Origin of the sequence: Streptosporangium album (assembly GCF_014203795.1) — a bacterium.
In the GTDB taxonomy this organism is placed as follows: Bacteria; Actinomycetota; Actinomycetes; order Streptosporangiales; family Streptosporangiaceae; genus Streptosporangium; species Streptosporangium album.
In genome coordinates this window covers 1,394,755-1,416,064 of record NZ_JACHJU010000001.1, presented here as the reverse complement: position 1 = coordinate 1,416,064, position 21,310 = coordinate 1,394,755, and the positions used below count along the sequence as shown (strand labels likewise).

15 protein-coding genes and 1 pseudogene are annotated in these 21,310 nt (G+C 67.6%); 10 read left to right on the top strand and 6 right to left on the bottom strand.

Features of this window, described 5'->3' with window-relative positions; all coding sequences use genetic code 11:
• Positions 1-81: 81 nt before the first annotated feature.
• Positions 82-1,248 (bottom strand): FAD binding domain-containing protein, encoded by a 1,167-nt coding sequence (locus FHR32_RS06730; protein ID WP_184753498.1) that lies wholly within the window; start codon positions 1,246-1,248, stop codon positions 82-84.
• Positions 1,249-1,970: 722 nt separating this feature from the next.
• On the opposite strand from FHR32_RS06730, the gene ltrA reads away from it, so the two are divergent.
• Positions 1,971-3,368 (top strand): group II intron reverse transcriptase/maturase, encoded by a 1,398-nt coding sequence (ltrA, locus tag FHR32_RS06725; RefSeq protein ID WP_184753497.1) that lies wholly within the window; start codon positions 1,971-1,973, stop codon positions 3,366-3,368.
• A gap of 498 nt (positions 3,369-3,866) precedes the next feature.
• Here ltrA and FHR32_RS06720 read toward each other — a convergent pair whose 3' ends face one another.
• Complete coding sequence (locus FHR32_RS06720; protein ID WP_184753496.1) at positions 3,867-4,166, bottom strand: hypothetical protein; 300 nt, start codon at positions 4,164-4,166, stop codon at positions 3,867-3,869.
• 460 nt (positions 4,167-4,626) lie between these two features.
• On the opposite strand from FHR32_RS06720, the gene FHR32_RS06715 reads away from it, so the two are divergent.
• From FHR32_RS06715 to FHR32_RS46590, 3 genes are all read left to right on the top strand, one after another.
• A complete protein-coding gene (locus FHR32_RS06715) occupies positions 4,627-6,024 on the top strand; it encodes an IS1380 family transposase (RefSeq protein ID WP_184751892.1) in 1,398 nt (465 codons plus the stop codon).
• Between the two features lie 484 nt (positions 6,025-6,508).
• Entirely contained in the window at positions 6,509-6,988 is a 480-nt protein-coding gene (locus FHR32_RS06710) for a hypothetical protein (protein WP_184753495.1), read from the top strand.
• 45 nt (positions 6,989-7,033) lie between these two features.
• Positions 7,034-8,203: an ATP-binding cassette domain-containing protein gene (locus tag FHR32_RS46590; protein ID WP_184753494.1), complete on the top strand. Its 1,170-nt coding sequence runs from the start codon at positions 7,034-7,036 to the stop codon at positions 8,201-8,203.
• A 181-nt stretch (positions 8,204-8,384) separates the two neighbouring features.
• Here FHR32_RS46590 and FHR32_RS06700 read toward each other — a convergent pair.
• Positions 8,385-8,648 (bottom strand): annotated as a pseudogene (locus tag FHR32_RS06700) (transposase); the annotation flags it as partial.
• A 492-nt stretch (positions 8,649-9,140) separates the two neighbouring features.
• On the opposite strand from FHR32_RS06700, the gene FHR32_RS06695 reads away from it, so the two are divergent.
• Complete coding sequence (locus FHR32_RS06695; protein ID WP_221465286.1) at positions 9,141-9,992, top strand: glycerophosphodiester phosphodiesterase family protein; 852 nt, start codon at positions 9,141-9,143, stop codon at positions 9,990-9,992.
• Positions 9,993-10,368: 376 nt separating this feature from the next.
• Here FHR32_RS06695 and FHR32_RS06690 read toward each other — a convergent pair whose 3' ends face one another.
• Entirely contained in the window at positions 10,369-11,448 is a 1,080-nt protein-coding gene (locus FHR32_RS06690; protein ID WP_246466019.1) for a PQQ-dependent sugar dehydrogenase, read from the bottom strand.
• Positions 11,449-11,529: 81 nt separating this feature from the next.
• Here FHR32_RS06690 and FHR32_RS06685 point away from each other — a divergent pair, with 81 nt between their 5' ends.
• The 5 genes from FHR32_RS06685 to ilvC all read left to right on the top strand — a co-directional run bounded on the left by FHR32_RS06685 (position 11,530) and on the right by ilvC (position 18,950).
• A complete protein-coding gene (locus tag FHR32_RS06685; RefSeq protein ID WP_184753492.1) occupies positions 11,530-12,438 on the top strand; it encodes a 2-hydroxyacid dehydrogenase in 909 nt (302 codons plus the stop codon).
• Positions 12,439-12,753: 315 nt separating this feature from the next.
• Positions 12,754-15,366: a putative bifunctional diguanylate cyclase/phosphodiesterase gene (locus FHR32_RS06680; protein ID WP_184753491.1), complete on the top strand. Its 2,613-nt coding sequence runs from the start codon at positions 12,754-12,756 to the stop codon at positions 15,364-15,366.
• 217 nt (positions 15,367-15,583) lie between these two features.
• On the top strand, positions 15,584-17,353 hold the full coding sequence (locus tag FHR32_RS06675; protein ID WP_184753490.1) for an acetolactate synthase large subunit: 1,770 nt from the start codon (positions 15,584-15,586) through the stop codon (positions 17,351-17,353).
• A gap of 52 nt (positions 17,354-17,405) precedes the next feature.
• The gene (gene ilvN, locus FHR32_RS06670; RefSeq protein WP_184753489.1) at positions 17,406-17,930 is read left to right on the top strand and encodes an acetolactate synthase small subunit; all 525 of its coding nucleotides are present in this window, start codon (positions 17,406-17,408) and stop codon (positions 17,928-17,930) included.
• 30 nt (positions 17,931-17,960) lie between these two features.
• Positions 17,961-18,950: a ketol-acid reductoisomerase gene (ilvC, locus tag FHR32_RS06665; RefSeq protein ID WP_512700844.1), complete on the top strand. Its 990-nt coding sequence runs from the start codon at positions 17,961-17,963 to the stop codon at positions 18,948-18,950.
• 122 nt (positions 18,951-19,072) lie between these two features.
• On the opposite strand, the gene FHR32_RS06660 is transcribed toward ilvC, so the two are convergent.
• Together FHR32_RS06660 and FHR32_RS06655 are read right to left on the bottom strand one after the other, a co-directional pair.
• A complete protein-coding gene (locus FHR32_RS06660) occupies positions 19,073-19,738 on the bottom strand; it encodes a CAP domain-containing protein (RefSeq protein WP_221465285.1) in 666 nt (221 codons plus the stop codon).
• 85 nt (positions 19,739-19,823) lie between these two features.
• Positions 19,824-21,206, bottom strand: coding sequence for a sensor histidine kinase (locus tag FHR32_RS06655; protein WP_184753488.1), 1,383 nt, complete (start codon positions 21,204-21,206; stop codon positions 19,824-19,826).
• Positions 21,207-21,310 lie beyond the last annotated feature (104 nt).

Here is a 21,310-nt window from a genome sequence, read left to right as displayed (position 1 = left end):
GAGGGCACGGGTGGCGGTCCTGAGCGGATGTTCGAAGCGCAAGCAGCCGGCCTGCCGCCGCGCCCCACCCACGCGGACCCCTCAGGCGGAGGCGAAGAACTGGCGGCCGGTGGCCGTCCCGAGTGCTGACCGCTCAGCCAGGTTGATCCCCATCTCCGACAGCCTCACCAGGTGAATTAGTCGCTGCTCTTCCCAGTCCGCCAGCCGCCGGGCGGGAAGGTCTTGACCGGGTGTCCATCCGTGCATGGCCGCGGCGAGGCCGGCCGCGTCACCGAAGGCCTTGGAGGTCCCGGAGGCGGTGTGCGGCCGGACCGTTCCGGCGGCGTCGCCGATGAGAGCCGCATGGTCGGCGACCATCCGAAACGGACGAAGGTCGAAGACAGGCTGCATGAAGACCTCACCGTGGCGCACGAGCTCCGCGAACGGCGGCGGAAGTGATGCCTCCGCCGTGGCAATAACCTCCGCGACGACGTCCGGACGCATCTCCCCAGGCGGCAGGAAGGTCGTGAACCGCCTTCCGGACCGGCTCGCAAGCAGCCGTGGAATGTCACGCTCGAGCACGTTTGTGTACCACACCCAGTTGACCCGCCTGGAGCCCACAGCCAGCTCACCGCCGGGACCAGGGACCAGGTAGCACAGCATCTGCAGGCCGTCCGCGCCGAAGAACGTGAACCGGCCCGCCAGCAGGTCCAGAAGGCCACCGGGCAGGGCCGACTCCGGTTCCAGCCCTCGCCAGGCCACATACCCGGCGTACGCGGGACGCGCGGCGGGATCGAGCAGCCGCCGCGTGGCCGAGCCGATCCCGTCCGCGCCCACCAGGAAATTGCCCTGAGCCGTGTAGCCGTCAGCGAACTCGGCCGTGACGTCAGAACCTTCCACCTGAACCCGCCTAAGGGCACTGTCCAAGCGGTAACAGACCCCGGCGAGGGGTTCCCGCAACGCCCGGTAGAGAGTGTCCCAGGCCGTCATCAACTGCGGGGCCTCATACCGGTCGGGACTGCCGTGGATGTGAAGCTGCTGGCGCTCACGCAGTTCGACACTCACCGACTCCGCGGACATGCCCAGGCCGGCCAACAGCGCCTCCACCTCCGGCTGCATGACGATCCCAGCGCCACGGGCCTGCATCCTGCCCGCCGACCGCTCGTACACGACAGTTTCCGCACCGACCGCCCGCAACTCATGAGCCGCTGCCAGACCCCCGACAGACCCACCTATGATCAAAGCCTTGAACGCTTCCCTCGGACGCATTGGATACCCTTCCCTGCCCGCAAAATCCGGCAGTTCTTTTCTATACTCGCTCGTCCCTGCATTCCCCTTAATTCAGCGCGGCTAGAGACGAAAACTGAGCGTTTTCCGTGCGCCCAGCAGAGCAGGAGGTGAAGCCGTGACGTAGCGGCTGATCTTGTTGTTCGTAAGCTCGTCGTCGCTTGCCGGTGGGAGTCCGGTCCGGGTAGCTGCCAGGAGGCCCGGTAGCAGGCTGGCGGTTTCGTCTGGAAACGGGCGGGGTCGAAGCCCAGCGTCATAGGCCCTGTAAGAGGGGGAGCGAGGATGCGGTCCGTAGCATGAAGCGAAGCCTGCGGCGTCGTTACTCAGCCGCCCTTCGGGGTGGGACAAGGGAGAGCCGAGCCCCTCGAAATCGGGGTGAAGGCCATGGAAGCGGCCAAGAGCCTGGAAGCGCAGACGTCATGAACTCCCCGGCGTATGGGGCACGGAACGTATCGATAGTGGCGGCGGGAACTGGGGAGGCCCTCCCCGGCCCGATGACCTGCGGATATGTGTCATCGGAGCGTGGCGTCCTATAACCGATGACCTCGGGAAGTGGATGGCTGGCCGGGTGGGCGTCGGAGGGGGCCGTAGTACCGCTTGAGCCGATCGGACAGCATAACCGGCGGTGAGGGAAGGGCCCCTGCTTCGTCGACGCGTGCTGATGCAGACGCCCCAGATGATGCCGGGGCAGATGGAGGTGCCCGGTGAGTGCCGAGGTTTCGGCTGGTCCCACCGCCCTGGTGAAGGCTTCCTTGGACAAGGTGCGTGCCCTGCAGCACACGCTCTACCGGACGGCCAAGGCCGATCCCGGACGACGGTTTCACGCGCTCATGGACAAGGTCTCCCGCAGGGACGTCCTGTGGCGTGGGTGGGTCGCGGTGCGCGCCGACAATGGTGCACCCGGCATCGACCGGACCACTTTGGACCAGATCGAACACGAGTGCGAGGCAGTCCGCCTCGTGGACGAGCCGGCCGCCGAACTGCAAGAAGGCCGATACCGACCGCTGCCCGCGCGTGGGGTACTGATCCCCAAGCCCGGACGGGCGGAGGAGTACCGGCCGCTGTCGATCTCGACGGTTCGGGACCGGGTCGTGCAGGCCGCGTTGAAGATCGTGCTTGAGCCGGTCTTCGAAGCGGACTTCCTGCCGTGCAGCTTCGGGTTCCGCCCGAAACGCGCGACTCACGACGCGCTTCAAGTCGTCATCGATGAGGCTTGGCGGGGCCGCCGGTGGGTGGTCGAGACGGACATCGCCAACTGCTTTTCGGCGATTCCGCAAGATCGGTTGATGCAAGCGATCGAGGAACACGTCTGCGACCAGGCGGTCTTGAAGCTGATCCGGCGGATCCTGCGAGCCGGTGTCATGCAGGACGGACAGGTCCGGCGTGAGGTGACCGGAGCCGCCCAGGGCGGTCCGATCTCGCCGCTGCTCTGCAACGTCTACCTGCACCGGATCGACCGGACATGGGACGGACGCGAGCACGGTGTGATCATCCGGTTCGTCGACGATCTGCTGGTGATGTGCAGATCCCGGCAGCAGGCCGAGGCCGCGCTCGCGCGGCTGCGGGAGCTGCCGGCCGAACTCGGCCTGGAGCCGAAGGAGGCCAAGACGGCCATCATCCACCTGGAGGAAGGAGGCCCTGGTTTTGACTTCCTGGGCTTCCACCATCGGATGGTGCGCTCTCGGGGGAGGCGCGGAACCACTGGAAGCAGAGGTGTGGTGTTCCTAGCTCGCCGGCCTGCAGATAAGGCGATGATCCACGCCCGTGACCGGATCCGGGACCTCACCCACCGGTCGCGGCTGTGGATGTCGGTCGAGGCGGTCGTGCAGGAGGTGAACGCCTTCCTGCGCGGGTGGGCGACGTACTTCGAGTACGGCCACTCCACGATCCGCATCGGCAAGATCAGGCACTACGCGACTCATCGGCTGGCGATCTTTATCGGGAAGCGACACAAACGCGGACGGCGCTTCGGCATCGACGTGGTCGCCTGCCGCTCGCCGGACCAGTGCGGTCTGATCAAGCTGTCTGGAATCGTCGTCCCGCCCAGGGCCGGCAAGCCCTGGCGGGAGAAGCTGAATACCGGCGGTGAACGGCGTCGGTGAGCTGGGTGCGGGAGAACCGCACGCCCAGTTCGATGCGGCGGGAGCTGGAAACGGAGTGACCTGATCACGGACACCAGGGAGAGCACAGCCGACCGGGAAACCGGCGGAAGACAGGCCCTGGGCCCTACCGTCAACCATGATCACCACCGCGCCAGCTCCCGACCCTACCGCCAACGGCTGTTCCGCTGTTCCTCAACCCCGTATATCCCGGCCAACGTCGATTTGTCGACGGCGCGTCCGGTAGCAAGCCGGGCAGAGTAGGACACGCCGATTTCGCGCGCGACTTCCCCGCCCGGAGATCCATCGTCTAACATGGTCCCCAGACCTCTGGACACCGGCACGGCACGAAAAAGCCTCGGCCGATCCGCGTCGGGCCGGATGTCTACCTAAGAAGGTCCTCGCGCCGGAAGCCGGCAAGCATTAGGCGCGGGGGCCTTTTCCTTTGGTCGTATGCAGTTGTCCGCCGTCCCCGGCGGGTTTACGTCTCCTTACAGGCGGCTACGCCGCAGCGTGGTCCTTGGACAGTGACGGAAGCTCGAGCTGGTTTCGCGCGGCCCGCAGATCCTCGGCCCGCATGTCGCGAGCGGCAGCCAGCAGGGCCTTCACCACCGGCTTGGCGGCCTTGGCCGCTTCGGGGTGGAGCTCCGGGTCAGGGTGCAGTGCGGACAACAGCTCGACCAGGTAGGCGGTGAGGTCAGGGGAGCCAGCGGCTTTGGACTCATCCACCATGCGGGTCTTCAAGTCCGGGACCGTGCGGAACGTCGTGACGGCCCGCTCCCCCTTGTGTGGTTGTGCCATCCTGCCCCTCCTATCACTAGTGATCGACAAGGTAGCGCAATCAGATTCAGATAGCGAGCACTGTGAGGAAACGGGCTGTGCGTGTCTGAGTACCTTCCAGCGAAGCGCCGCCGGCCCCCCAGGGGCTCGTCTTCCCTCCCGCCCGTGAGCCAGGATCGAACCCGGCGGCGGCTCCTCGCCCGCGCAGCAGGCCCCTCACCGCATTTACGGCCGCCATTTTATGGAATTCAATTAGACCGAATTCGGCGGCTCTAGACAGAACTTCCGCCGCATGCTGCCGTGTCCGGCAAATCTTGCGGCCAATCCTGGACAAAAATAATCCCTGCACGTCTAGCCTGAGCCTGAATCCACCGAGCGTTATCAGGTGAGGGCTGGACCGTAGACATGACGATGCCCTCTGACCTGGCAGGATGGGAGTTCTCTACGCTTCCAGCCGCCGAATCAAGAGGGCACGTCGTAAGTGCGATTGTCTCACGCTCCCGCCCACACCCATGCGATCTTCGATGACCAGCACACGGTCGCCTACGCAGGCCTGCTGCCGGTGATGCGCCTGGCCGAGCGCTGTGACCTGGCCGGTCTGGCTCAGGAGCACGTGACCATCGCCGACCGACTCGGGGTGAATGCCCCGCTGAAAATCGGCTCGATCGTGGCCGGGATGATCGCCGGGGCCGACAGCATCGATGATCTGGACGTGCTGCGCCACGGCGGGATGGATAAGTTGTTTGCCGGGATCCGCGCCCCCTCCACGCTCGGGTCGTTTCTGCGCTGTCTGACGTGGGGCAACGTGCGGCAGATCGGGAAGGTCGGCCGCCGCCTGCTGGCCCGTCTGGCCGCGCACACACCGCTGCTGCCCGGCGTGGACGTGCTGGCGTTCCTCGATCTGGACTCGATGCAAAAACGGATTTACGGGCCGACCAAACAGGGCGCCGGGTTCGGGCACACCAAGATTCAAGGCAAGAGCCTGCGGGTCCGCGGTCTCAACGTGCTCGCCTCGGCCCTGTCCACCCCACTGGCCGCCCCGGTCATCACCGCCAGTCGGTTGCGCGGCGGCACCGCCAACTCCGCCCGCGGCGCAGACACCTTCGTGACCGAGTCGATCAATACGGCCCGGGAGGCCGGAGCCACCGGCATCCTGCTCTGCCGAGGCGATGCGGCCTACTACAGCGCCAAGGTCATCGGCGCCTGCCGGCGAGCCGATGTCCGGTTCTCCTTCACCGCGAAGATGGACCCCAAAATCAAGGCGGCGATCGCCGCGATCCCCCAGGGCGCCTGGACCCCGATCAGCTACCCCAACGCCATCTTGGACGAGGAATCCGGGCAGTGGATCTCCGATGCCGAGGTCGCCGAGACCCGCTACACCGCGTTCACCTCCAAGAAGGGGCAGGCCGTAACCGCCCGCCTGATCGTGCGCCGGGTCAAACGACTGGGTGAGCAGACCGACCCCGGCCACCACCCGTGCTATCGCTACCACGCCGTGTTCACCGACACTCCGTATGAGCTGATCCAGGCCGAAGGACAGCATCGTGATCACGCGATCATCGAGCAGATCTTCGCCGATCTGATCTCCGGGCCGCTGGCTCACCTGCCCTCCGGTAATTTCGCGGCCAACGCCGCCTGGCTGGCACTGGCCACGATCAGCCACAACCTGCTCCGCGCCGCCGGTTGCCTGTCCGGAGCCCGCTGCGCACGAGCACGTGGAGCCACTCTGCGCCGCCACCTCATCGCCGTACCCGCCCGCCTCGCCCGGCACGGGCGCGGCCATATCACCCTCCACCTGCCCGGCCACTGGCCCTGGCAGCCCGCCTGGATGAACCTCTTCGACGCGCTTCGCTCGCCACCGCTCGCCCGAGCCGCTTGATATCCCATCTCACAGGCACCACCCCGCCAGCACCTTGACGGCCTACCCAGCCACCGGCGACACCGCTACCGACCGCCCCGAACCGCATGACCCGGACAAGCCGCAGAACCCGCCAGCGGCGGCCCCATCACGCCCGAAAACAGGACTCCACCTGCCGAACACCGAGAGAAACGGCCCTCATGGAGGAATCGAACTTAGAAACGATCATTCAAAGACGCTCGGTGGATTCAGGCTGAGACGTTACGCACAGCGCACATGCGAGAACTGATCGTTGCTGCAATGAGAGGTGATGCGGCCATGCAAACCTGCGGAACCGTAACGGAACTCCGCACCACCACGCTGCCGAACCGCGCACCCCACAGGGCAAGACACACCGACCTCGCCCTTTTTCTCCTATCCGATGAGGAGGCCCTCGCCGGCGCGGCCACCGCGTGTCCGGCCCGCAGATACACCCTCCTCCACCCCCGAAACAGGAGCTGCCGACGTGGCTGACGAGACGGCCGTCACCGTCACCGACACCGCCCCCCAACAGCAGCAGCACAGCGAAGAGCTGACGTTCAACTTCAACGGCGGGGACAACACCGAATGGGTGGATCACCTCACCTGGAGGCGATTGAGCCGACGTCTACCGCACCTGGTCCGCCGCTCCTACGCCCTGGCCTGGGCCGTGGACCGGCGCGCGGTGATCGTCCTGCTGGCCTGCCAGGTGATCTCCGGCCTGCTGGAAGCGCTCGGCCTGCTCGCCACGACCGCGGCGCTCAGTGCGCTGATCCAATCCGCTCACGACCCCGCGCAGCTACGCACGGCCCTGCCCTCGATCGCGGTCCTGGCCGGAGCGGCCGGCCTTCGCGCGGTCCTGGGCATCGCCATCCAGGGACTGTCCCGCCGGCTGGGCCCGCGGATCGCCAGGGAGGCGGAATACCGCATGCTGGAGGCGGCCACGAACGCGGAGATGGCCGCCTAGGATCACCCCGGGTTCAATGATCGCTGCGACAAGGCCGACCGGGGCGTGGAGGTCAGCCAGGACATGATCGGCCAGTCGCAGAACCTGGTGGCCTCCCTGGCCACGTTGGTCGCCGCGGCCGTGGTCATCACCGCGCTGGCGCCGATCCTGCTGCCGTTGCTCCTGCTGACCGCGGTTCCGCAGGCGCTGGCATCCATCGCGGGTGAGCGGGTCGCCTACCTGGCGATATTGAAAACATTTCATGAGCGGCGGATGCTGAGTATGCTGCGCTGGCACCTGACCCACAAGGAGCAGGCCGACCAGATCCGCACCGACACCTTCGCGCCGTACATGCTGGACAAGTACCGGGCCAGCGGCGTGCGAGTGGACCGGGTCAACGACCAGGCCGCTTGGCAACGCGTCAGGATCAACGTCGTGGGGTCCGCTGTCAGTGGCCTGGCCTCGGCCCTGATGTGGGCCGGGGTGATGGTGCTGCTCGGCACCGCGACCATCAGCGCCGCAGCCGCCGGCACCCTGGTCTTCGCGCTGCGCTCGGCCTCCGGCGGACTGTACGGCATCGTCGGATACGGCTCAGAGCTGATGCGCACCGGCCGCTACCTTGACGACTGGGAAGCGTTCGTCCAGGAGGCGGCCGGGCAACGCCTGGATCGCGGCACCATCGTGCCGGACCACCCTCGGCATGTGGCGCTGCACCAGGTCACCTACCGCTACCCCGAAGCCGACAGCGACACTTTGCACGAGGTGGACTTCGAGGTCCGGCAAGGCGAGATCGTCGCCGTGGTGGGCGAGAACGGCTCCGGCAAGACCACGCTCATGAAACTGCTGTCCGGGCTCAACTTGCCCGCCTCTGGCGTGGTCACCTGGGATGGCGTCAGCACTCGTGATCTGGACCCGCATGCCCTGTGGAAGCAGTGCGCGGTCGTCCCACAGGAATTCGCGAGGTGGCCGATGACCGCCCGGGAGAACATCCAACTCGGCCAGCCTCAGTTCGATATGGACGAGGCCATCCATCGCGCCGCGGCCGCCAGCGGCGCCGACGCGGTGATCGAAGTGCTGCGCAGCGGCCTGGGCACGCTGCTGGCCCGCGAATGGTGGGGAGGCCAAGCCTTGTCCTCCGGACAATGGCAACGCATCGCCGGCGCCCGGGCGATCCACCGCGACGCCGGCCTGCTGGTGATCGGGGTTGAGGAACAGCGGAACAGCCGTTGGCGGTGAGAAAGATCTTGTTTCTCGTTGTGGCGGTGAGTTGGTCGAATGCGAAAGGGGCAGGCGTTCAGGGCCCGCTGACGCGAGGGCGCGGCCCTGGGACACACCGCCCCGACGCCCTGCATGGCCTTCCGCGACCTGCGACGCAGCGGCGTACCGCCAATGGCTGTTCCGCTGTTCCTCAACCCCGCACTCGCTCGGCCACCCCCGCGTGCGCCCATTGTCTGAGACGGCGTCTGATCGTCCGATCCGGGCAGGCTGCCGTCGCGATCCGTTCGTATCCCGATCCATGGACCAGGGCATCGATGACGTGCTCGAAAACCACGCGGTCGGGGATCCGGCGTCGATGGCAGCCCAGCGGGTGATCTGGGTGGAATTCGGGGCGGTCCCCGCCGATCACGGCGTGGAATTCGACCCAGACGGGTTCCAGTAGGCATGATGGCACGGCAGGCACGGGCACCTCGATGATCACTGAGCGTAGAGAACTCCATGATCACCCTGTCCGTGCCTGTTCGCATCTCATCTCGACCCGCAGGCGAACCGCCATCCCTATTGCCGGGCGCTCTAAGAAGACACGGAGCAGGGCTGCGCTCCCCGAATCTCCGAACTGCCGCCGCATCAGACAACGTCTGCCCCCTCCGGAAACGCGCTGCCCAGGTGTCGTGCCGGACGGCACGTTTCCCCGAAGCCGCGTGGGCGGCAGAACGCGTATGAGTCCGTGAGGTCGATGCTGGGCGTCCTAATCAGGCCATCTCCGCCCTGTTGACAATCCGGTGTAGTCGCGGGTTGTCGATGTTGCGGTTGCGCCGGGCGACGTAGCGGCGGATCCTGCCGGCCTGCTCGCCGTGGCCGGTTCGCCGGAGTCGGAGGTCACGGAGACTCTTGTCCGCATTGATGTCCTTGTGGGAGGGTGATCCAAGTTTCGAAGATCGAAAGGCTGCAGCCTGTGACGACCTCCGTTATCGCGTCTACCGGCGGTTCCCGGCGGTTCTTCGTTCAGGGCTCGCTCGGCGCACTCGTCGTCGGCGTGCTCGCGGCTCTCGTTCCCGCCTCGCCCGCTGCTGCTCTGCCGGCCTGTCCCCAGATCTTCGGCCATGGCGGCTATCCCAGCGGGGCCAAGGGCTCGGACACGTGGAATCGGGACAAGATCCGGCAGCCCAACCACCCGACCGGCATCCAGCAGCAGAAGAACTGGGGCGCGGCCGGGGTGGAGGCCGACGTGCAGCTCACCAGGGACGGCACCAAGGCGGTGATGTGGCACAACACCTCGACCTGGGGTCTGGACGGGGTGAAAAGACCCATCACCGAGATCTGGTGGGCCACGGGCGGTGACAAGCTTCAGGGTCGGCACATCAACCGGGGTGTGTATGTCGGCGAGACCGTTTACACGCTCCGGGAATGGCTGGACTCCATGAAGTCCAAGAACATGATCGCCCTCCTTGAGGTGAAGCCGGAGGCCAAACAGTCCCTGTTCAACAGTGATCCTGCGATCAAATCCCGCGCCTGGTCGGAGATTCTCAGCCCGATCAAGGAAAGGTACGGATCCCAGGAAATCATGATCTACTCGCACGACACCGCCATCTGGACCGAACTCCAGAATCGTGTCAACGCCCAAGGCCTCTCAGCCGTGCTCCGCAACAGACCCACATGGACAGACGCCGTCGAGTGGGAAGAGCCGCCCCCCGCGTGGACGGGGAACGTCTCCAAGTGGCAGCAGGTTCTCAACCAGGGGCCTAAGCGAGTGGCCACGACGTACACCAACGACTACCGCAAATGGCTGACAGGGAAGTGCGGGTAGGGAACGACGCCCAGCCCTGAGATCCCTCCCCGAGGGACATCCCGGTGTTTCCACGGTGCTCGGCTCTGCACTGGCCGGAGAGGAACGCGTCAGCTACGGCGACCAACCCTGAACGGCTCCCGTACGGATCGCTTCAGCGTCAGCGAGCCCGCTGGGCGGCCCGGAAGGGAGCGGCTACGGTCCGCACGCCGTACGGCGGAGCGGTCTGGCGCGGAGGTGGGCAGGTGTTCCGGCCGGCGTATAAAAAAGCGCAACCACCGCGCCCGCCAGGCCGGAGGCCTGAAACACCGGACGGCAACTGCGACGGCCGGCCGGAACACCTGCCCACCGCAGCGCGAACAGCGAAAAACCCCAGCACGAACACCCGCAGCGCGAGCTACGGGGTCACGGTGAAAATGCGGTCGTCGTCGGGGAAGGGAGAACCGCGGCCGTCCTTGTTGCTGGTGCCGAACCACAGGGAGCCGTCGCGGGCGGTGGCGACCGCGCGGATCCTGCCGTACCGGCCGTCGAACCTGGCGACGGGCTTTCCGGCGGTGCCGTCGGAGGCGAGAGGGACCTGCCAGAGTTTTCTTCCCTGCAGCGCGCCGACCCAGAGGGAGCCGTCGGCGTAGGCCATGCCGGAGGGAGAGGCCTGGTCGGTGCTCCAGGTGACGATCGGGTTGATGAAGCGTGAGTCGTCGCCGGTGCCCTCGACTTCGGGCCAGCCGTAATTACCGCCCTTTCTGATGAGGTTGATCTCGTCGAACGAGCTGGACCCGAACTCGCTGGCGTACATGCGTCCCGACGGGTCCCAGGCCATGCCCTGGACGTTGCGGTGGCCGTAGCTCCAGAGCATGTTCGCGAACGGGTTGCCGGGGGCGGGCTTGCCGTCGACGGTCATGCGGAGGATCTTGCCGGCCATGGAGCCGAGGTCCTGGGCCAGGGCGCGGTCGCCGGTCTCGCCGGTGCTGGCGTAGAGGTACCCGTCGGGGCCGAAGGCCAGGCGGCCGCCGTTGTGGATCGGGCCCTTGGGGATGCGGTCAAGGAGCACGGTGGCGTTGGTCAGCCCCCGGTCGTAGCGGTAGCGCACGATCCGGTTGTCCTGGGCTGAGGTGAAGTACAGGAAGACGTAGTGGTCCTCGGTGAAGACGGGAGAGACGGCCACGCCCAGCAGGCCGCCCTCGCCGTCGGGCCGTACGCCGTCGACCGTGCCGACCTCGGTGATCTTCCCCGCAGCCGTGACCCGCAGCAGCCTGGCGGTGTCGCGTTCGGTCACCAGGGCGTCGCCGCCGGGCAGGAACGCGATGCCCCAGGGCACGGCCAGGTTCTTCACCAGGGTGCGTGGCTCGCCGAGCGGAGCGGCGGCGCTTGTGGATGTGGGCGTGGAGGCAGGGGCCTGTGCCATCTCGGCGGGCGCCGCCGCCGAGCATCCCGCCGCCAGAAGCGCCACTACGAAAACGGATGTCAGTCGTGTCATCTGGATCATGGAATCTCCTTCTCCGTGCATACCGTTCCGCCGGCAGGGAGGTTCCCGGACGATCCCTTGGATAATGTCGCCATGAAGATCTGGGTCCCCTCCAAAGCCGCTGTCGACGTCCTGAGTGACCTACCCGATGTGGAGTGCGTCGTCTACGACGGCACGGGACCGGCCCCTGACGGGGCGGAGGAGGTCGAGGTCTGGATCCCGCCGCTGATGCCGGTGGCACGGACCCCGGAACTGCTCGGCCGGATGTCCCGGCTCCGGCTGCTGCAGACCGTCACCGCGGGGGTGGACGCCTACCGGCCGCACCTCCCGGAGGGCGTGGTGCTGTGCAACGCGCGGGGTGTGCACGACGCGGGAACCGCGGAGTGGGCGGTGGGGGCCATGATCGCCGTGCTCAGGGAGTTTCCGGGGTTCGCCGCCGCGCAACGGGAGGGCGAGTGGGCCTACCGCCACACGGGCGTGCTGGCCGACTCCACGGTGCTGATCGTCGGCTACGGCTCGATCGGCGAGGCGCTGGAACGGCGGCTGGACGGTTTCGAGGTGGACGTCATCCGGGTGGCGAGGACCGCGCGGGGAGACGTGCACGGCCAGGACGAGCTGCCGGAGCTGCTGCCCCGGGCGGATGTGGTGGTGCTGCTGGTCCCGTCCACCCCCGCGACCGCCGGGCTGGTGGACGCGGGTTTCCTGTCGGCGATGAAGGACGGTGCCGTGCTGGTGAACGCGGCCAGAGGCGGGGTGGTGGACACCGGTGCGCTCGTCGCCGAGTTGAGCAGGGGCCGGATCCTGGCGGCGCTCGACGTCACCGACCCTGAGCCGCTGCCCTCGGGGCATCCGCTGTGGACGGCGCCGGGGGTGTTCATCACCCCGCACGTGGCGGGCAGCACTCCGGCGTCCGGGCGGCGCATGCTGCGGCTTCTCCGCTCCCAGCTCCTGCGTCACCTGGCAGGCGAACCGCTCAAAAACGTGATCACCGGATCATACTGATCGCCGTCCGCGCTGGGCGGAACCGTCGCTGACCAGGTCTTTACTCGCCGTAATCCGTACTGACCAGGAAAGGAATCCCGAACGTGGCTGCCTCGTGACCTGGAGTACGTACGGTGAATTCTGCCACCTTGATCGCTCGCGTGGTTATCAGATCGGTGACGACTACGGCGTTGTCACCACCGGCACCGGTTGGAGAGCAGAGACTGGCCGTGTGCCTTCGCGGAAGCGAGACGAACCGAGACTGATGGGCAGACGACATTGATCCGCTGGCGTGACCCCAGGGTACCGCTGACCGTCGCGGCTGGGACAGGCGCGGTGGGGCTCGTTGCCGCTCTCCTCGGCGGTGCCTCGGCCGCGATCGTCGGCGTGGTGGCGGGCATCATCGCCGCCGCGCTCGCAGCGGTGTCGCTGTTCGCCGCGCTCCTGCGGGGGGTCGACCGGCGCAGGGCGCCGGCCTGGCGCTGGCTGGCGGGTGGCTCGATCACCTGGTTGGTCGGGGTCGGTGTGCGGCCGCTCGCGGACGGCACGCCCTTCGTGGTGACCTTTGCCGACCTGGTGGTTCTCGTCGGTACGGCGATGCTCACCGTGGGCACCGGCCTGTCGGCCACCCGGCCCGCCCGGAGGCGGGCGCTGCTGCGTGATCTCGCCGACTCGTACGTGTGCGCCGCCTCGATCTTCGTGATCGGCTGGGTTCTCCTGCTCGGGCCGGCCTATCGTCAGGCCGACGACGCGGGCACCTTCGCGGTCACCATCGTCCCTCCGCTGCTCTGCCTGATCCTTGCGTGCGCCATAGGCCCGGCGGTGGTGCCCGTCCGGCGGTCCGCCTGGCCGACGGGCCTGGCGGCGCTGGCCGTGCTGGCCGCCATCACGGTGGCCGAGACGGTCACCGCGCTGGCCCGGGTGAGCGGCGGTGACACGCCGTCACTGATCGGGATGTGGCCGGCCCCGCTGGCCTTCCTGGCGCTCGCGGCGGTCCCGTGGTGGTCACGTACGGCACGCTCACAGGACCCCGGTGAAGAGGGGGAGCCGTCCGTCGGCCACGCCGCCTCCTCGCTGATCGCGGCCGTGCCGCTGATCCTCGTCGTCGTGGCCACCGCCGTCGTGCTCTTCCGGGTGATCGGCGGCAAGGTGCAGGGACCGGTCGCCGCCCTGGCGCTCGTCTCGGCCTCGGTCGTCGGCGTCCTCGTGGTCCGCCTGTTCGTGATGCTGATGGAGTCGGGCCGGATGCGGCGCCTGGTGGACCTCGGCGAGCGGCAGTTGCAGGATCTGGCGGAGAGCACCGGTGACGTGGTCTTCCTGTGTGACTACGACGGTGTGGTGCGGGAGATCGGCGAGGGCGTCGAGATCACGTACGGGTACCGTCCCGACGAGCTGGTCGGCGGAACGATCTTCGACTACATCCATCCCGAGGACGCGCCGGGCATCCAGGTGGCGCTCCGTGCGATGAGCCCGGACGAGGCGCCGGCCGAGGTGCCCGGCACCTGCATGATCGCCTGCCGGGTCCGGGCGTCCGACGGCACCTGGCGGCCCACCGAGTCGGTCGCCACCCGCCACGCGCGCGGGGAAGAACTTCTCCTGGTCACCACCCGCGACGTCAGCGACCAGGAGGCACTGCGCAACCAGGTCGCCCACCTGACCTTCCACGACGGCATCACCGGCCTGCCCAACCGGGCCTACTTCGAGGAGCGCACCCGCGAGGTGCTGGCCCGTCCCGGCGCGAGCAGCGCCGTCGTGGTGTTCCTGGACCTCGACGGCTTCACCGCGGTCAACGACTCGGTCGGTCACGCCAGCGGTGACTACCTGCTCGGCCAGGCCGCCCGCAGGCTCCGCGCCGCCGTACGGGCCGACGACACCCTGGCCCGCTGGGGTGGCGACGAGTTCGCGGTGCTGCTGGAGGCCGGGGTGGACGCCCAGACGGCGGTGGACCTGGCCGAGTGGCTGGTCCGTACGGTCTCGTCCGAGCCGTTCCGGGTGGCCGACCGCGACATCGCGCTGACCGCGAGCGTCGGGGTGGCCTTCGCCGAGGACGACGTGTCCTCCGCGGATCTGATCCGTAACGCGGACGTGGCGATGGCCAGGGCGAAGGACCTCGGGGGACGGCGGGTCGAGGTGTTCGCCGCGCACATGCACGCCGACGTGGTCCGCCGCCTGGAGCTCGCCGCGGACCTGCAACGGGCCCTGCTGGAGAACCAGTTCGCCATCGAGTACCAGCCGGTGGTGGATCTGGCCACCTCGCGCGTCACCGCCGTCGAGGCGCTGGTGCGCTGGTGGCGGGGGAGCGCGTTCGTACCGCCCGAGCAGTTCCTCGGCCCAGCCGAGGACACCGGTCTGATCGTCCCGCTGAGTGAGTGGATCCTGCGTGAGTCCTGCCGGGAGGTGGCCGCGTGGCGCGCGTCCTCCTGGGACATCGGGCTGTCGCTCAACCTGTCGGCCCGGCAGATCATGGCGCCGCGCTTCGTGGAGACCGTCGAGTCGGCGCTCACCGAGAGCGGCCTGCCGCCCAGCGCGCTGACCCTTGAGGTCATCGAGGAGATGCTCGTCGAGGACGCCGACGAGACCATCACGCGGCTCTCGGAGCTGCGCAGGCTCGGAGTACGGCTGGCGATCGACGACTTCGGCACCGGCTACGCCTCGCTGGCGTTCCTGCGGCAGCTCCCGGTGGACATGATCAAGATTGATCCGTCGTTCGTGTCCGGGCTCGGCCGCGACGAGACGCTCACGTTGCTGACCCGCACGATCGTGCGGCTCGGCCACGACCTGGGGCTGGTCGTGGTCGCCGAGGGCATCGAGCGCCCGGAGCAGCTCGAACTGCTGCGCGAGATGGGCTGCACCCGAGGTCAGGGGTTTCTCGTGGCGCGGCCGATGGCCGCTCGCGGGGTCGACTCTCTCATGCGCACCAGCCTCTCCGATCTGCACAGTGGTGTCTGAAAAAGTCCGTGATCCTGGCTGCCGTCTCGGATTTTGAGACACCTGTCCCATGAATTTGACGCGGACACGGTCTGTCGGCCATGGTGGAGTCATGCATAACAGTGGGATTCTCGTAGTACTTCGCCGGCGCGCAGGCCGATAGCGAAGCACTACGACCTGCGCGCCGCCCCAGATCCGCCCTCCCTGGCGGAATGGGGCATTTTTTATGCCGCCAAACATGCTGAGCCACACAAGGAACGAGCCGATGACCGAACAGATGACAGGTGCCCAGGCCCTCGTGAGAGCGCTGGAGCACGTCGGGGTCGACACGGTGTTCGGGATCCCGGGCGGTGCGATCCTCCCCGCCTACGATCCTCTTTACGACTCGGCCAAGGTCCGGCACGTGCTCGTACGGCACGAGCAGGGCGCCGGGCACGCGGCCCAGGGCTACGCGCAGGCCACAGGCAGGGTCGGGGTCTGCATGGCCACCAGCGGTCCGGGCGCGACCAACCTGGTCACCCCGATCGCCGACGCCTACATGGACTCGGTCCCGATCGTCGCTATCACCGGCCAGGTGACCAGCGACGCCATCGGCACCGACGCGTTCCAGGAAGCCGACATCTCCGGCATCACCATGCCGATCACGAAGCACAACTTCCTGGTCACCGATCCGAACGACATCCCCAGGACGATCGTGGAGGCCTTCCACATCGCCTCGACCGGGCGTCCGGGGCCGGTGCTGGTCGACATCGCCAAGGACGCGCTCCAGGCGAAGATGACCTTCCAGTGGCCGGTCGTCATGCAGCTGCCGGGCTACCGTCCGGTGACCCGGCCGCACTCCAAGCAGATCCGGGAGGCGGCCAAGCTGATCGCCGAGGCCAGGCGGCCCGTGCTCTACGTCGGCGGAGGCGTGCACAAGGCCGGGGCCGCGGCGGAGCTGCTGGAGTTCGCCGAGCTGACCGGCATCCCCGTGGTCACCACGCTGATGGCGCGCGGCACCTTCCCCGACAGCCACCGCCAGCACCTGGGTATGCCGGGCATGCACGGCTCGGTGCCGGCGGTCGGGGCGTTGCAGCGCGCCGATCTGATCATCGGTCTCGGCGTCCGGTTCGACGACCGCGTCACCGGGCAGCTGTCCACCTTCGCCCCGCACGCCAAGATCGTCCATGCCGACATCGACCCGGCGGAGATCTCCAAGAACCGGCAGGCCGACGTCCCGATCGTGGGCGACTGCAAGGAGGTCATCTCCGAGCTGATCACCGCGGTGCGCAACGAGGACCGCAAGGGCGACTACAGCGAGTGGTGGACCCAGCTCGACGCCTACCGGACGACCTACCCGCTGGGCTACGACGAGTTCGAGGACGGCTCCCTCGCCCCCCAGTACGTCATGGAGCGGCTGAGCGCGATCGTCGGGCCGGACGCCGTCTACACCGCGGGCGTCGGCCAGCACCAGATGTGGGCCGCCCAGTTCATCGGCTACGAGAACCCCGGCAGCTTCATCAACTCCGGCGGGGCCGGCACGATGGGCTTCGCGCTCCCGGCCGCCATGGGCGCCAAGATGGGCCGCCCCGACACCACGGTCTGGGCCATCGACGGCGACGGCTGCTTCCAGATGACCAACCAGGAGCTCGCCACCTGCACCATCGAGGGTGTGCCGATCAAGGTCGCCATCATCAACAACGGCAACCTCGGCATGGTCCGGCAGTGGCAGACGCTGTTCTACAACCAGCGTTACTCCAACACCGACCTGCAGACGGTCCGCCGGATCCCGGACTTCGTGAAGCTGGCCGAGGCGTACGGCTGCGTCGGCCTGCGGTGCGAGCGCCCCGAGGACGTGGACGCGACCATCAAGAAGGCGATGGAGATCAACGACGTGCCCGTCGTGATCGACTTCGTGGTCCATCAGGACGCCATGGTCTGGCCGATGGTCGCGGCCGGGACCAGCAACGACGAAATCAAGTTCGCGCGCGACATGGCGCCGGTCTGGGACGGCGAGGACCAGCTGTGAGTGATCGAAGCGGGTGGGCGGGCGAGCACGGCCGCCAGGCGAGGAGGAAGGCATGAGCAGGCACACGCTCTCCGTGCTGGTGGAGAACAAGCCCGGCGTGCTCGCGCGCGTCGCGTCGCTGTTCAGCCGCCGGGGGTTCAACATCGACTCGCTGGCGGTCGGGCCGACCGAGCACGAGGACATCTCGCGGATGACCATCGTGGTCAACGTCGAGGAGCTGCCCCTTGAGCAGGTCACCAAGCAGCTCAACAAACTGGTCAACGTACTCAAGATCGTGGAGCTCGACCCGGCGCAGGCCGTGCAGCGCGAGCTCACTCTGATCAAGGTGCGTGCCGACGCCGACAACCGCTCCAGCGTGCTGGAACTGGTCAACCTCTTCCGCGCGCGCTGCGTTGACGTCGCTCCTGACGCGGTGACCATAGAGGTCACCGGGACGCCCGACAAGCTACAGGCCTTCATCAAGCTCCTGGAGCCGTTCGGCATCAAGGAGCTGGTCCAGTCGGGCATGGTGGCCATCGGCCGCGGTGCCCGTTCCATCACCGACCGTTCTCTCCGGGCCCTGGACCGGACTGCGTAAGCCGTAAGAGAAACCTGAAAGGTTAAGCAAGTGACTGAGATCTTCTACGACGACCAGGCCGACCTGTCGATCATCCAGGGCCGGCATGTGGCCGTTCTGGGATACGGCAGCCAGGGGCACGCCCACGCCCTGTCCCTGCGTGACTCCGGCGTGGACGTCCGGGTCGGTCTGCCCGAGGGCTCCAAGAGCCGCGAGAAGGCCGAGGCCGACGGTCTGCGGGTGGTCACCCCCGCCGAGGCCGTCGAAGAGGCCGACCTGACGATGATCCTGGCGCCGGACCACATCCAGCGTCACCTCTACGCCGAGCATGTGGCCCCGAACCTCGTCGAGGGTGACGCCCTCTTCTTCGGCCACGGCCTCAACATCCGCTACGGCCTCATCGAAGCCCCCGAGGGCGTGGACGTGGCCATGGTCGCTCCGAAGGGCCCCGGTCACCTCGTCCGCCGCCAGTACACCGCGGGCCGCGGCGTGCCGTGTCTCGTCGCCGTCGAGAAGGACGCCAGTGGCACGGCCTGGGACCTCGCGCTGTCCTATGCCAAGGGCATCGGCGGCACCCGCGCCGGCGCGCTGAAGACGACCTTCACCGAGGAGACCGAGACGGACCTCTTCGGCGAGCAGGCCGTTCTCTGCGGCGGCGTGTCCGAGCTGATCAAGGTCGGCTTCGAGACCCTGGTCGAGGCCGGTTACCAGCCCGAGGTCGCCTACTTCGAGTGCCTTCACGAGATGAAGCTGATCGTCGACCTGATGTACGAGGGCGGCATCTCCAAGATGTACTGGTCGGTCTCCGACACCGCCGAGTACGGCGGCTACTCCCGTGGTCCGCGCGTCGTGACGCAGGAGACCAAGAAGGAGATGCAGCGCATCCTCGCCGAGATCCAGTCCGGCGAGTTCGCCAAGGAGCTCGTGGACGAGTTCGACAGCGGTCAGAAGAAGTTCACCGCCTACCGCGAGGAGCTGGCCAAGCACCCGATCGAGAAGACCGGTGCCAAGCTGCGCCCGATGATGAGCTGGCTCAAGTAGCGGCGAGCCCGCCCCCGGGATGGCTCCCGGGGCGACGGGCCGCCTCGTACGGCGACGCCCCCGCGACGGTCATCCGTCGTGGGGGCGTCGCCGTTCTCCCCGCTGTCATCGGGGGAGGGGGCCTACCTGGCGGCGATGTTCTCCGCCCAGCCCGATCCGCCGGTGAAGCCGGCTCCCCGGATGCGGTCCATGAAGCTGCGGCCGTCCTGGGAGGTGTGGCTGAAGTAGTTCTGGGCCGCCATGTCGGCCGAGTGGTCGTAGGCGGCCTTGCGGAGCTGCGCGTCGTGCTTGAGCGGCTGGCACCCGCCCTTCGCCCGCTCCACGTTGACCAGCCGCAGGACCTCGTTCTCGTCGGCGGTGCCGACCGTGCCGGCGGGCGGAGGCGCCGTGGGCTTGGCCGTCGCGGTGGGGGTCGGCGTGGGGGTGGCCGTCGTGGTGGGGGCCGCGGTGGGTGTGGCGGTGGGTGTGGGGGAGGGGGTTCCCGCCGGGGCGCAGGACAGCCGAGCCGCCTTGGACGTGCCGGAGTGGCCGCGGTAGTCGGTGACGACCGTGTAGTAGACGCCGGGGGTACACCGCAGCGTGACGGTGACCCGCCCGTTGTTCCCCCTCTTGGCCCCGCTCCTGACGACCGGATCGGGACCGGCCTCGGCGCGCTTGATCCGGACGCGGACCAGGGCGGTGTCCTTACAGCCGAGCCGGGCGGCGGATGCCTGGATCTTTCCTGCGGATGTGACGTAGGGAGCGGTCGCGTACACGTCGCATCGGGGACAGATGCTCTTTGTCAGCAAATTTCGGACATTAATTTTGGGTTCCAGGTAAACCAGAGGGACTCCAGGGGCGTCTGGGACCGCCGAAGCCGGGGGGTCAAGAGGGCTACGTGGAGAGCGGAAGGCGGACGACGAACTGTGCGCCACGGTCACTGTCTTGAATGGTCAGCGTGCCACCGTGGTTCTTGGCGATCTGCTGGGCGAGGGGAAGGCCGAGGCCGATGCCTCCGGCGTGCCTGCTGCGGGCGGTGTCGAGCCGGGCAAACCGCTGGAAGATCGCCGCGCGCTGGTCCTGGGGGATCCCCCCGCCGTCGTCGAGCACTTCCAACACCGCGGCACCGGCGGGGAACCGCGCGCTGTGCGCCGAGTGGCTGTCTTGCCGCCGTACGGTAAGCGTGATGGTGGATGAGGCGTGGCGCTCTGCGTTATCGACCAGCTCAGTGATCAGTTGGCTCAGCCGGGACCGGTCACCCTTGACGATCACCTCGGGCGCCAGGTTACGGATGATCTTCTTGGTCGGACGACGGTTGTCCAGCTCTGCGGCGACGAGTTCACTCAGATCGAGGCGCTGGGGCTCACCCGACGAGCCGGCGTCGAGGTGGGTGAGGGCCAGCAGGTCCGATGCGAGCGACTGCAGACGATCCAGGCTCGGCAGCACGGCATGGCACAGCGTGGGTATGTCGGTGTCCTCCGGCGCCATGAGCGCGTCCTCCACCTGCGCGCGGATGGCCGTGATGGGGGTACGCAGCTCATGAGAGGCGTCGGAGCTGAACCGGCGCTGTTGCTCCAGCGCACCTTCCAACCGGTCCAGGGTGAAGTTGGTGCTCTGGGCCAGCTTGCAAATCTCATCATTGGGCGTGGGAACCGGGACGCGACGGCCCAGGTCGGTGCTGTGGATTTCATCGAGCTGTGCCCGGATCTCGTCCACGGGCTTGAGCGAGGTGGTGATGATGCGCCGCGCGCCGTAGGCCACGGCGATCGTGAAGACGACCGTTCCCGCGATCAAGAAGGCCGCCAAGGCCGGATAAACATAGAAGGGGAGTGTCGGCGCGGCGGTGTAAACAGTCCAGTCGCCGTTGTGGTACGCCTGCTGCGCGACCACGATGTCGCAACGGCCCGGCCCGAAGACGGAATCACAGACGACGGTGCTGGCCACTCGGTGCGGCGGCCGTGGAGCAAAATGGGTCATGGCCGGCTTGTTCTGGAAATCGCTGGTCGCCGCAACCACCCTTCCTTGAGGATCAACTACTTGGATGGGGCGGATCAGGTTGTTCGGAATGGGGGGGAGCGTGTTGTCGATCTCTCCGCGATCGACGTAGTAAGCGGTCAGCTCTCCCGTCGCGGTCACCTCTTCAGTGAGGTCCTGAGTGGCCATCTGGCGCATGGTCAACAACAGGGCGATGGAGAACGCGAGGCAGAGCGCCCCCACCGCCGCGCTGGTGAACAGCGTCAGGCGGGTTCTGACTGACCATCTATCCGCAAACCTCATGATTACCTAACGACACATCTAGACGTTCACGTCGCGACGTCCCGGCTGTGACCCTCTCCCAGCCGTTCGATCGCGTGACGCGCACCAGATCATCCACGACATCA

Excerpts from the sequence above, each read along its gene's own strand:
- FHR32_RS06675 (WP_184753490.1), top strand. The coding sequence starts at position 15,584 with ATGCTGAGCCACACAAGGAACGAGCCGATGACCGAACAGATGACAGGT.
- FHR32_RS06690 (WP_246466019.1), bottom strand. The coding sequence starts at position 11,448 with ATGACACGACTGACATCCGTTTTCGTAGTGGCGCTTCTGGCGGCGGGA.
- ilvN (WP_184753489.1), top strand. The coding sequence starts at position 17,406 with ATGAGCAGGCACACGCTCTCCGTGCTGGTGGAGAACAAGCCCGGCGTG.
- FHR32_RS06685 (WP_184753492.1), top strand. The coding sequence starts at position 11,530 with ATGAAGATCTGGGTCCCCTCCAAAGCCGCTGTCGACGTCCTGAGTGAC.
- FHR32_RS06655 (WP_184753488.1), bottom strand. The coding sequence starts at position 21,206 with ATGAGGTTTGCGGATAGATGGTCAGTCAGAACCCGCCTGACGCTGTTC.
- FHR32_RS06720 (WP_184753496.1), bottom strand. The coding sequence starts at position 4,166 with ATGGCACAACCACACAAGGGGGAGCGGGCCGTCACGACGTTCCGCACG.
- FHR32_RS06730 (WP_184753498.1), bottom strand. The coding sequence starts at position 1,248 with ATGCGTCCGAGGGAAGCGTTCAAGGCTTTGATCATAGGTGGGTCTGTC.